The sequence below is a fragment of the Streptococcus sp. oral taxon 061 genome, assembly GCF_964211575.1.
In the GTDB taxonomy this organism is placed as follows: domain Bacteria; phylum Bacillota; class Bacilli; order Lactobacillales; family Streptococcaceae; genus Streptococcus.
The window spans coordinates 17486-29321 of sequence record NZ_CAXOQQ010000011.1; the positions used below are offsets into that span (position 1 = coordinate 17486).

The following is an 11836-nucleotide window of genomic DNA, read 5'->3' on the forward strand; positions in this document are numbered from 1 at the left end:
CTAACTCATCTTCTCTCTAATTTTTTCATACAGTTTTGGAGAAACCAAAAGCATCAAGTATTTCACTTTATTTTTCCTTGTAACATTTGAATTCAGAATAACATCTTTGAAATATTGAATGTATTCTTTTCTAATTTTATTAACTTCAGCATACATATCTGAACTAAGCATAGCATGTACAATATGCAGACCATTAAAAACATAGCGAACATTCAAGGCTCTTCTCATATCCCTATCACCTGAATAGTCTCGTTCAACATAACTTATATTCCATTCCATTGCCTTGTAAAAATCTAAGAGACGATCACTATACTTAGAATTTACAATACTTCCTGGTCTTCGATAGTATTTATAAAGATTTAGATCACTAACAGCAATATTTTCACAGGAAGCAATATGCTCATAAGCAAGAGCTAAATCTTCATACAACATCCCATTAGGATATGGAAACCTTAATAAAATTTCTTTCTTATATAGTTTACCACCTGAATGTGTCCCAACATAATTTCCATAAAACATTTGTTCTAAAGCTGTTCGACGATCTAATTTTCCAGAATATTTCTCTCTGAAATCTCCTAGGAAATCGCTATTTTCATAGTTTCTAACTTCAATCACTGGAGTTGCTACAAGATCAACTCTATACTTATCTCTAAGTTCTACTAAATATTCAATGGCTCTATGGTCATAATAATCATCTGAATCAATGAAAACAATCCAATCTGTTGAAGATTCTTTTACCCCAGTATTGCGGGCATTGGATAATCCCCCATTTTCAATATGCAGAACTTTTATTCTGTCATCTTCTTGAGCATATTGGTCACAAATTTCTCCTGAAGAATCTGTAGAACCATCGTCTACCAGTATAATTTCTATATTTTTATAGGTCTGTTGTCTTAGACTGTCTACACAATAGCTTAAGCAATCTTCGACATTGTATACTGGTACAATAATAGAAACCTTATCCATTATCCCTATCCTTCCAAAATGATATTGACGATTCTTTCACAAGCTTTTCCATCTCCATAAGGGTTGCTAGCCTTACTCATCTTGTTATATTCTATTTGGTTTTCTAAAAGAAGCTTAAAATTAGAGTAAATATTTTCTTCTTCCGTACCCACTAATTTTAATGTTCCAGCCGCAATCCCCTCTGGACGCTCTGTTGTATCACGCATGACTAAAACAGGCTTCCCTAACGATGGAGCTTCTTCTTGAACTCCACCAGAATCTGTTAAAATCATGTAGCTTTGATTCATGAAATTATGGAAATCAATAACTTCTAAAGGTTCAATGATTTTCATGCGTTCATTATCGCCAAAGACTTTACTGGCCAATTCACGAACTTTAGGGTTTTTATGAATTGGGTAAACAACTTTTACATCTTCAAATTCATTTAAAATACGATTAACAGCATTAAACATATTTTCCATTGGTTCCCCAAGATTTTCACGTCTGTGAGCTGTCAACATAATCAACTTACTATCCTTAGCCCACTCTAAAATTGGGTGATTGTAATCATCCTGAACAGTTGTCTTCAAAGCGTCAATAACGGTATTCCCTGTTACAAAAATATTCCCTCTTCCCTCTTTTAGAAGATTTTCCTTTGCAACTTCTGTCGGAGCAAAATTATAATCTGCAATAATAGAAGCAGTCTGACGGTTGAACTCCTCAGGGAATGGACTTTGAAGATTGTAGGTTCTTAAACCTGCTTCCACGTGTCCAACTTTTATTCCCATGTAAAAGGCTGCCAAGGCCGTTGCGAAAGTTGTCGTCGTATCTCCGTGAACAAGTACAATATCTGGTTTTTCTTGTTCAAGCACCGGTTGGATTTTATCTAGAATACTGGTCGTGATTGAAAATAAGGTTTGGTTTGCCTTCATAATCCCTAAATCATAGTCTGGTACTACTTTAAAAACGTCCAAAACCTGTTCAAGCATTTCCTTATGCTGTCCAGTCACGCAGACAAGAGTCTTAATTGAGTCATTTTTCTTCAACTCATTTACTAAGGGACACATTTTGATTGCTTCTGGGCGCGTCCCAAAAACCAACATGACTTTTTTCATTTTGATTCTCCCTTTAGTTCTCTATACAGTTCCCTATAGTTCTCCAAGAATAAAGGATAACTAAATTTATTTTCATAGTCTTTCTTTGCTTGACTAGCAAGTTCCTGTCTTAGTGTTGCATCTGTAGCTAATTTATCAATAGCAGATGCCAGAGCAGCAGAGTCTTTTGCCGGAACTAGAACCCCATTTTTATTTGTTACTACTTCGTTTAATCCCGGTATATCCGTCGCAACTAAGGTTTTGCTATTCATAAATGCCTCAATAGCAACTAGGCCAAATCCTTCAAATACTGAAGGTAAAACACAAAAATCAAAACTATTAATACATTCCACAATATCCTTGCGATATCCTAAAAAAATTACCGAATCTTGAAGGTCTAGCTCTTTAACCTTGTTTTCCAATTCTTCTCGAAGCTCACCTTCACCAACGATAAATAATCGAATATCCTTAATAGTCAGTAAAGACATAGCATCAATAAGATAAGTCAAACCTTTTTGTTCAGATAACCTAGCAATACAGCCAAGTTTAATCCCACTATAACTGATAATCTCATCGACCTGGTCATTCGTTTCTTTTAAAACGACTCCATTATAAATAACCCTACTATCAGTAATTCCTACGTCTTCTTTTAGGTTTTTATTTACCGCCTCTCCTACTGCTACACTTTTAGCATTTTTTAAAGCAAATCTATATAGAGGTAATTTATCCTTAAAGACATTGTGAGCTGTATAAATGTGTTTTAATTTTGAATTAAAAAGCTTTAATAATCGGATATAAAAAGCAGCCATCCGGTGATGAGTGTGGACTATAGTAATCTCATTGTTTTTGATAATCTGGTGAATAGAATATAGAAGCTTTAATACTGTCAGTGGATTTTTACTATCAATATCTATAATTTTATGATGTTGAATACCTTTAGCAGCAAGATTGCTCTCCCAAATTCCACCTGTAGATGCGACATGAACACTGTCAAACTCATCTTTCAAATCTGAGCTCAACTGGTAAACAATACGCTCTGCACCACCGATATCCATGGTACGTGAAATATGTAAAATATTATTTTTTTGATTTTCGTTTTTCATCTAAAACTCGCTTAATAAAAGTGGCATTCCCTACAAAATAACGTTTAAAGAGACGTTTAGGTTCATTTGCCACTCGGAACAGCCATTCAAGATGCACATTTTGCATCCAGAGAGGAGCTCGTTTAATATGGCCAGATAAAACGTCAAAGCTACCTCCAACTCCCATAAAGACAGAATTAACACCTTGATCCATAAATTTTTGAATGATGTATTCTTTCTTGGGAGAGGTAATCCCAACAAAAACAAAATCAGGATTTTTCTCTCGGATATCTTCTTGAATACCGTATTCATCTTCTTCAGAAAAATAACCATTACGATATCCAAGGACTCGTAAATTTGGATAGTCTTTCTTAAAGATTTCTAGCATGTCTATTAAAACTTCTTCCTTGGCACCAAAAAAATAAACCGAATAAGACTTTTCATTGGCCAACAAGAGCAATCTTTGCATCAAATCAATCCCAGCAACTCTCTCAGGAACTTGATAACCCAAAAAGCGGGAAGCAAGAACAACTGAAGCTCCATCTGCATTAATAATCTCAGAAGCGTTCACTATCTTTTTAATAGATTCATCTGTTTGACATTGATTAATTTTGTCTGCGTTCACCCCCATTAGATGGAGTGGCCGTTGCTCAAGAACAAATTTTTCAACAGCTTGGACAGTTTCGTCCATTGTTAAGGGGTCAATTCTGACCCCCATTAAATTAAAACTATTCAATTTAATCTCCCCACGTAGACTCAAAATGACCCTTCCGTTCAGCTTCTTTTGGTAGTTGCATGTAATCACCATATATTTTTGTCAAATATTCATCAGGATTTGCATGACAACTAATTTGTAAGTTTTCAAACTCTAGTAATTGCGGTTCCCCGAACACTTCTTTTCTTGCGAGTTCTCGCTCGCGGTAAGAACCTAAGACATTTCCAACCATGGTACTAGTCTCGTAATCATATTGTTTAATGATATTTTGTAATTTTTTATTAATTTTTGAAGTGTTTAAGAGCTTATTTAATTTTAAGGCTTTGGAAACTTTCACAATTGCATTTTCGAACAAGCCTCTATCTCTTTCATGCAAACGATCGATGACAGAAATTTTAGACAAGGCACGATACAATTTTATTTTATTCGTATGCAACCAGTACTGGATCCCATCTTCTGGATAACCATCTAAAGGAAAGATATCAATAAAAGGACTACACCATTCATTACCAAATTGAATTTGGATTGAAGTATCCATAATCGAAGTATTACCTAGATTATCATCGTGAAGTCTTAAAATAACACTTTCAGGAAGCTCTTTCTCACAGATTGACAAGAATTTTTCATAATCTTTTCTAGGCATTCCTAAATCCATATCGTCATCCCATGGGATAAATCCTTTATGACGAATGGCACCGAGTAAAGTCCCACCCAATGCATAATAACGCAAATTATGTCTTTTACAAAGATCGATATAACTTTCTAAAAGTGTTAACTCTCCTAATTGAATTTCTCTCACTTTATTCATAGAATCATTTTGCTCCATCTCTCATCAGCACTACTTTTATTGTTTTTAATAAAATTTCAAAATCTTTCCAAATTGTCCAATCATCGATATAAGCCACATCTAGTTTGACAACATCATCAAAGTTGGTAATTTCACTACGACCACTAATTTGCCACAAGCCAGTAATTCCTGGTTTGAAACTCAAACGACGTTTTTGTTCAGGTGTGTATTTTTCGTATTCGTCCACTGTTGGAGGTCGAGTTCCTACTAGGCTCATATCACCAATCAACACATTCCAAAATTGGGGCAGTTCATCCAAACTTGTCTTTCGAATAAAGTGTCCAATTTTGGTAACGCGAGGGTCATTGTCCATCTTAAACATACCACCCTGCATGGTATTTTGGTCCATCAATTGCTGCTTGATTTCTTCCGCATCTACTCGCATAGAACGGAATTTATAAAAAGTGAAATGACGACCATTTTTTCCTATTCGGGTTTGAGAAAAAATTGCTGGTCCACCATCTTTTCGAATCATTGGAACAAGGACTATGCTTACTAGTCCACAGATGATTAACCCAACAATTGCCCCTAAAATATCAATAATTCGTTTGGCAACTATGTGGCTTGGTTTATATAAGTTTGTAGAAAAAGTTACTACATTTAATCCAGCCATCTCATGGATCTGTTTATTTCTACCTAAATTCTTATCAAAGGCATTTAAATTTACAGTAACATCAATTCCCATTGTTTCAAATTGTGAAATAATGCTACCGATATCATAATCCTCACTAGGCAGGTTCACAAAAACTTCGTCCACAACCTCATGAGTTGCATAATTAATGAGGTTCTCTCGAGGAATAACCGTTACTTTATTGTGTTTAAAATCTGGTTTATCTAGTACACTCACAGCGACAAGTTTCCCACCGACATCAGTTGCATTTAACAAACGGTCGATAACCTTCTCAATTCGGGATGTCGCAGTGATCAAAATGATTTTACGGCTCCCCTTTAAATTATGGTTAAAATGGACCCAATATTTTTTGATAGCAAAACTCAGGAAATAATTAAACACTCCGTACAAAGATAGGAAGTAAATCATACCCCGTCTAGAAATTACAAATTGATCTTTCAGAAAAAAACTAGAAAAACTAATCAGCAATGCAAAAAAGATGATATATTTTACTATCTCTATCAATTCGACGGATTGACTGCGTTTGAAAAAATTCTTTCCGTAGCCACTGATATAGAAGGCTGCAAAATGAAGAAAATACAGAACAAAAACCGTTTTTGCAACAATTTCTGTTTCAGATACAGAGATTAGTATATAAGCCAATATACTGACCAGTATACTCTGCAAAAACGCTAGAGTTACGTTGTAGAAACCCCTTCCTTCCATTTTTTACTCCCTTTTTTTCTTACTTATTTCTTCCCGTATGAACCGTAGTTCCCGTATGAACCATATGAACCATATTTTTCAAACTGAATATTAAATTTATTCAGAATAACTCCTAAGAATGGTGTTCCTGTTTGCTCTAGCTGATCTTTAGCTTTTTGAACTTCTCTCCGTTTTGTTGCAGAAGCTTCAGCCACCAATATTGAGGCGTCACATTTTTGTACGATAATGGCCGCATCAATTACAACCCCGATAGGAGCAGTATCCACAATGATATAGTCAAAATATTTGCGCAAGGTCTCAATCATTGCTTCAAATTTTTCACTTTGAAGAAGGGCAGTTGGGTTTGGCGAAACAGCTCCTGATTGAATGACAAACAAGTTTTCTACGTTTGTTTCACACAAACCATGCGATAAGTCTTTAGTCCCTGATAAGTAATCTGTTAAACCGGTAATTTTTTCTCTAGATTTAAAGACACCTGACATGACCGAATTACGAATATCGGCATCGATAAGGAGAGTTTTATAGCCCGCACGCGCGAAGGCCCAGGCAATATTGGTTGAAGTTGTAGATTTCCCTTCTCCAGGTCGAACTGAAGAAAGGGCAATCACTTTGAGACCATCTCCACTCAACTGGATATTGGTCCGTAGTGCGTTATAATACTCTTCAGCTTTTTTTACAGAGTGTAATCGTTGTTCTGATAATTCTAACTTTGCCATATTTCCCTCTTTACTTTAATTTCTCAAGATTTGGAATAACACCTAGAAGCGAGAGGTGCATAACTTCTTCGATATCTTCTGGACGCTTCACTCGATCATCTAACAATTCAACCAAAAGTACAATAACTACAATAAATCCTACACCTGCTATAGTAGCCATCATTGTGTTTCGACGAATATTTGGAGAAGATGGTGATGTTGCAGGCCTTGCTTCTTCAAGTGTCGTTACATCTGACACCCGTGTTACAGAAATAATTTTCTGAGCGGCTACTTCTCTGAGTGCATTGGCAATACGACTTGCTTCCTCAGGATTTCCATCTCGAACCGAGATAGATACAATACGAGTTTCTGCCGGAACTGCTACTGAAACTTTTCTTCCAAGAGTTTTTGCATCCATAGTTAATTTTTGGTCGGCCACTACTTTTTCAAGAACATCCTGAGAGAGGATGATTTCACGGTAGTCTTTTACCAAGTAAGCCCCTGCCTGTAAGTCTTGGTTCGTCAAACCTGGCTTATCTGCTTGGTTACGATTAACAACATAGATACGGGTGGTACTAGCGTACTGAGGTTTAATCACAAACGAGCTATAAGCGAAAGCTCCTAGACCCGCTACTAGCGCAGCTAAGACGATGAGGAATTTTCGTTTCCATAGCACTTTTACCAATTGAAATACATCAATTTCAAATTTATCTTGTTCTTTCATCATTTCTCCTAAATTAGTTGGTCATTTATTATTTTTGATGGGTTTGTTTCAAAAAGTTCACGAGCTTTCTCTGCTCCGTATTTTTTAGCAATGAGCTCATAAGCTTCACTCATATAAGGCGGTCGATTATCCAAATTGTGCATATCGCTAGCCACTACATGTACTAAGCCCTTGTCCAAGAAGTACCTAGCACGCTTTTTCATAAATTTGTAGGTGTCACCAAATAGTCGTGGTTTTAATACACTCGAACTATTAATCTGCATATAGCAACCCATATTGATGAGCTCCCTTACTTTTTTCTCATCATTTTCTAAGGTGTGATAGCGCTCAATATGAGCAACCACAGGTGTAATCCCCAACATGAGAACTTTTGTCAAGGCGCTATGAATATCTCTGTAGGGTGTATTCATGCTAAACTCGATCAAGGCATAACGAGTACCATTGAGTTTTGGGATGATATTTTGTTCAAGTTTTTCTATAACGTCACTTGAAAAATAAATCTCAGCTCCGTATACTACATTCAAGTCTGGAGCAACCTCTCGAGCCAACTGTTTGACTTCGCTAAAATTAGCTGCAATTTTATCCTCTGGTGTTTCAAACATCCCTTTTCTTCGATGAGAGGTTGAAACAATGGTTCGAACACCTTGTGCGTAAGCTTCCTCTAGGAGAGCCTTACTCTCAGCTCTATTTTTAGGTCCATCGTCGACATCGAAAACAATATGTGAATGAATATCAATCATCTTATTTTCCTTCCATGGTATCTTTAATGGCTGCTTTAACAGTTTCCAAGCTTGTTGGGTCGATTTCTAACATGTAAAGATTGCTATCAGGCATGGCGTAAGAAGGAAGACCCATATGACCAGTCCCTTTCAAATCTTGATTGGTAACGGTATATTTTCCTCCGCTTGCCAACTGAGTATTGACAAGACTGACCATTGTTTCTGGTGGCATATTGGTCTGAATTGAATCCTGCAAGCTCTGAATAATACTATCATAGTTTTTTAGGGATTCTGCCGAGGTTAATTTCTGGATAATGGCCGCAATGACTTTTTGTTGGTTACGACCGCGATCCCCATCACCATCCGCAAGCGAATAACGCTCACGTACAAATCCTAAAGCTTGTTCAGAATCCAGATGGACATTGCCGACCGGGAAGTGGTATTGCCCATGACGCGATGTAAATTCTTGGTCATTATAGACGTCAACGCCTCCAAGAAGGTCAATCAATTTCAAGAACGAAGTAAAATTAAGGCGGGCATAGTAGTTCAAGTCGATACCATAAAGATTTTCTAAGGTATGGATAGAAGCATCTACACCGTAAATCCCCGCATGCGTCAATTTATCGTTTTGGTTGTTTCCACCATCTGCAATAGGGACATAGGCATCTCGAGGAGTTGTCGTCAAAAGAATCTTCTTAGTATCTTGATTCACTGTCATGATGATATTGACATCTGAGCGCGAAACTGAACTAATAGGACCATAGGTGTCAATCCCACTGATGTAGACATTGAAAGAATTTCCTGTAGCCACCTTAGGCGCTTCCACTTTCTTGGTCAAATCCTTGGTGTAGATTTTCTTGATCTTCTTAGCGTGGTCAGGATATTCCTGCTCAATCAGATTTTCAAAAACACTGTTTAAGACGATTGCTTTGGTTTCTCCATCTAACAAGCTCTTATAGGCCGCTAGGTAAGAAGACGCTTCTTCTACTGTCAATTCCTTGTTTTGAGTTGTTTTAATGTCATCTATCAATTTTTGAATATTCTCAGCATCTGATCCTGTTGGAGCAGCTACACTAGAAAGTTGAGAAACGTTATTAATCTCACTGTCTGCTAACACCGCCACACTTATAGAGTAGCTTGAATAATTTGAAGTTGCGTTAAATTGATTGGCAAGTCCTACAAATCGATTTACAGCTACTAAAGCTACAGAGCTAAATAAAATCGAGAGCAATAGGACTATCAAGGTGAACACCTTGGCTTTGCGTTTAACTATCAACAAGAGGGATAATAATGCTATGAGCACTAAAACTACTGCCAAGATAATATTGAAATAGCTGACTGCTAAAATTTGATATTTAAAAATCAAAAACAATAAAAAAGAAGCTAGAACAGCATAGATTAGCAACAAACCAATGTTTAAACTCTGCTGAAACTTGCTAGATTTACTTTTTTTTATGCGTCTACTTTTCATGGAACACCTCTTCAAAACATTTTAATTCAATTATATCACAAAGTACCTCTAAAGGCTATCTACATTAGTCAAGGAAACGTTTTATTTTGAAAATGTATTTAGTTAGTGTATATTTATTAACGCTTTTACTACATTTTATGTTTTCAAAAAACAGCTAAAATAAAAAAAATAGAGCTCTTAAAAAGCTCTATTTTTTTATTATTTAACGTGACTTTCGAATTCTTTTTGACTCTTTTCAACTGAGTTTTTACGTTCTTGTTCCCATTTGGCTTTAGCTTCGTCAAATTGAGCAGTTGTTACGACTTCGGTTTGCAATTTCATGTACTTATAGTTACTTCCAGTACCTTTGATTCCGACAAGTGAGTAAGCTCGTGTAAATGGTGTCACACGTGTTACTGAAGCTCCACCACCGTTTGACACAACTGGGATTAGAAGAGAACTATCAATCAACCAAGCTTGTGCCTCTGCGTAGTTTTCATAGCGTTTAGCTACGTCTGTGTTTTCTGCATCTGCTGCTTTCAATTTTTGAGTATATTGGTCCAATCCTAGACTAGTAATCTTAGCTGTGTCCTTACTTGGATCAAGTCCTAAAATCTTGAGATAGAATCCATCCTCAGCATTGAAAGGATTGAGGTAAGTTGAAGGATCTTGGTAGTCAGCTGACCATCCATCCAAGTTCAAATCATAGTCATGATCTGCAGGAGTTGGTGCTTGAACTGTTGCATTTGTATAATCATCTGTTGACAATTGGATAACATCAACCACTACATTTTCAGAACCGAGCGTTGATTCGATTGATTGTTTGATTGAGTTTGTTCCAGAAAGCAAGGTCTTGTTAACCTGGTCTACAGGCAAGTCCAAATGAATTGGGAAGCTCACACCTTGTGCTTCCAATTCTTTTTTAGCTTCTGCAAACTTCGCTTGTGCTTTTTCTTTATTGAAATAACCGTCTTGAGCATCTTCAAGATTCATATTTGACCATTGTGTACCATAGTTTACCAACTTAGATGAAACTGTCTCACCAAAAGTCTTGTCACCTACTTGCACGAAAGTTGGTGGTACAAGCGAGTTACGAAGAGTGTTTTTAGCTGCTTCTTCTCCATTAGACTGAGCCGAATAAGCTGTACGGTCAATGGCAAAGTTGATCGCTTGACGGAAATTTTTATTTAAAATCGCAGCTTGGGTAGCTTGTTTTTGCTCATCGCTAGTCTTAGCTGTATGATTATATGTTTGGCGATTAACGTTAAAATTATAGTACCAAGAAGTCGCATCCTGCAAGCTATAGACGATGTTGTCCTTGTATTTTTCCTTTGTCTTAGCGAAGTTTGAGCTATTTGGATAAACACCTGCAGATGAGTAAGCACCACTTTCAAAGTTACGAATTGTCAAGTCTTGGTCTGAACCATCAAAGTAGGCCAATTTTACCTTTTCAATCGTTACTTTTTCTTGGTCATAGTAATGTGGGTTTTTCACATATTCGATAGAAGACTTAGATGTAAAATCTTTTAACAAATATGGTCCGCTATAAAGAATGCTATCTGGTTTCAGGGTTCCGAAGTCTTTACCTTTAGAAGCAAGGAATTCTTCGTTTACAGGGAACAAGATACTGTTAGTTGTCTTAGAGTTCCAGAATGGTTCTGGTCGTGTCAAGGTATATTGGACAGTATAGTCATCCAAGGCTTTGACACCAACATTTGAAAAGTCAGTATTTGCGCCTGTCACATAATCATCTAATCCCTTGATTGAGTTCTGAATCAAATCGAGAGCTTGACTCTTGTTATCAGCTGCATACTTGATACCTGTGACGAAATCCTGCGCTTTAATTGAAGCGTATTCTTCCCCATCAGCAGTGAACCATTTAGCATCCTGACGAAGCTTATAAGTGTAAGTCAAACCATCCTTTGAAACACTCCAATCTTCTGCAAGAGCAGGAATGAGATTTCCATAATTGTCATTTTCAAGCAAACCATCTACCAAGTTGGTTACAACAGCAGTATTATCACCAGAGTAGTCCAACAGGTAGTTGAAGGTTGTCGGGTCGGCACCAAATGTTGACGAGTAGGTTTTAACATCTGATGCTGACTTCCCACACGCTGTCAATAAGACCGCCGCGGCAAGCGTCAACCCCGCTCCAATCAGTCGTTTTTTGAGTTTCATGATTCATTTTCTCCTTGTATGTTAGGTTTTATGACATATAGCTATTCTACC

At 36.8% G+C, this 11836-nt stretch carries 11 protein-coding genes; all 11 read right to left on the reverse strand.

The window, feature by feature from the left end; all coding sequences use genetic code 11:
• Complete coding sequence (locus AB8E63_RS07985; protein ID WP_223334535.1) at positions 1-966, reverse strand: glycosyltransferase family 2 protein; 966 nt, start codon at positions 964-966, stop codon at positions 1-3.
• Positions 967-971: 5 nt separating this feature from the next.
• Complete coding sequence (gene wecB, locus AB8E63_RS07990) at positions 972-2060, reverse strand: non-hydrolyzing UDP-N-acetylglucosamine 2-epimerase (protein WP_368910733.1); 1089 nt, start codon at positions 2058-2060, stop codon at positions 972-974.
• Positions 2057-3142 carry a glycosyltransferase family 4 protein gene (locus AB8E63_RS07995; protein WP_223334539.1) on the reverse strand — a complete coding sequence of 362 codons (1086 nt, stop codon included), beginning with the start codon at positions 3140-3142 and terminating at the stop codon, positions 2057-2059. The genes wecB and AB8E63_RS07995 overlap by 4 nt, the downstream gene beginning before the upstream one ends.
• A complete protein-coding gene (locus AB8E63_RS08000; RefSeq protein ID WP_223334654.1) occupies positions 3117-3839 on the reverse strand; it encodes a WecB/TagA/CpsF family glycosyltransferase in 723 nt (240 codons plus the stop codon). Before AB8E63_RS08000 ends, AB8E63_RS07995 begins: the two co-directional genes overlap by 26 nt.
• Positions 3840-3858: 19 nt before the next feature.
• A complete protein-coding gene (locus tag AB8E63_RS08005; protein WP_368910773.1) occupies positions 3859-4644 on the reverse strand; it encodes a phosphorylcholine transferase LicD in 786 nt (261 codons plus the stop codon).
• A 4-nt stretch (positions 4645-4648) separates the two neighbouring features.
• Entirely contained in the window at positions 4649-6019 is a 1371-nt protein-coding gene (locus AB8E63_RS08010; RefSeq protein WP_368910735.1) for a sugar transferase, read from the reverse strand.
• Positions 6020-6042: 23 nt separating this feature from the next.
• The gene (locus AB8E63_RS08015; protein ID WP_368910737.1) at positions 6043-6735 is read right to left on the reverse strand and encodes a tyrosine-protein kinase; all 693 of its coding nucleotides are present in this window, start codon (positions 6733-6735) and stop codon (positions 6043-6045) included.
• A gap of 10 nt (positions 6736-6745) precedes the next feature.
• Positions 6746-7438 carry a Wzz/FepE/Etk N-terminal domain-containing protein gene (locus AB8E63_RS08020; protein ID WP_368910738.1) on the reverse strand — a complete coding sequence of 231 codons (693 nt, stop codon included), beginning with the start codon at positions 7436-7438 and terminating at the stop codon, positions 6746-6748.
• An 8-nt stretch (positions 7439-7446) separates the two neighbouring features.
• Positions 7447-8178: a capsular polysaccharide biosynthesis protein Cps4B gene (cps4B, locus tag AB8E63_RS08025; protein WP_368910740.1), complete on the reverse strand. Its 732-nt coding sequence runs from the start codon at positions 8176-8178 to the stop codon at positions 7447-7449.
• A 1-nt stretch (position 8179) separates the two neighbouring features.
• Complete coding sequence (locus AB8E63_RS08030) at positions 8180-9628, reverse strand: LCP family protein (RefSeq protein WP_368910742.1); 1449 nt, start codon at positions 9626-9628, stop codon at positions 8180-8182.
• Between the two features lie 198 nt (positions 9629-9826).
• Complete coding sequence (locus tag AB8E63_RS08035) at positions 9827-11785, reverse strand: peptide ABC transporter substrate-binding protein (RefSeq protein WP_368910744.1); 1959 nt, start codon at positions 11783-11785, stop codon at positions 9827-9829.
• Positions 11786-11836 lie beyond the last annotated feature (51 nt).

Excerpts from the sequence above, each read along its gene's own strand:
- AB8E63_RS07995 (WP_223334539.1), bottom strand. The coding sequence starts at position 3,142 with ATGAAAAACGAAAATCAAAAAAATAATATTTTACATATTTCACGTACC.
- AB8E63_RS08000 (WP_223334654.1), bottom strand. The coding sequence starts at position 3,839 with ATGGGGGTCAGAATTGACCCCTTAACAATGGACGAAACTGTCCAAGCT.
- AB8E63_RS08035 (WP_368910744.1), bottom strand. The coding sequence starts at position 11,785 with ATGAAACTCAAAAAACGACTGATTGGAGCGGGGTTGACGCTTGCCGCG.
- AB8E63_RS08005 (WP_368910773.1), bottom strand. The coding sequence starts at position 4,644 with ATGAATAAAGTGAGAGAAATTCAATTAGGAGAGTTAACACTTTTAGAA.
- AB8E63_RS08015 (WP_368910737.1), bottom strand. The coding sequence starts at position 6,735 with ATGGCAAAGTTAGAATTATCAGAACAACGATTACACTCTGTAAAAAAA.
- AB8E63_RS08020 (WP_368910738.1), bottom strand. The coding sequence starts at position 7,438 with ATGAAAGAACAAGATAAATTTGAAATTGATGTATTTCAATTGGTAAAA.
- wecB (WP_368910733.1), bottom strand. The coding sequence starts at position 2,060 with ATGAAAAAAGTCATGTTGGTTTTTGGGACGCGCCCAGAAGCAATCAAA.
- AB8E63_RS08010 (WP_368910735.1), bottom strand. The coding sequence starts at position 6,019 with ATGGAAGGAAGGGGTTTCTACAACGTAACTCTAGCGTTTTTGCAGAGT.
- AB8E63_RS07985 (WP_223334535.1), bottom strand. The coding sequence starts at position 966 with ATGGATAAGGTTTCTATTATTGTACCAGTATACAATGTCGAAGATTGC.
- cps4B (WP_368910740.1), bottom strand. The coding sequence starts at position 8,178 with ATGATTGATATTCATTCACATATTGTTTTCGATGTCGACGATGGACCT.
- AB8E63_RS08030 (WP_368910742.1), bottom strand. The coding sequence starts at position 9,628 with ATGAAAAGTAGACGCATAAAAAAAAGTAAATCTAGCAAGTTTCAGCAG.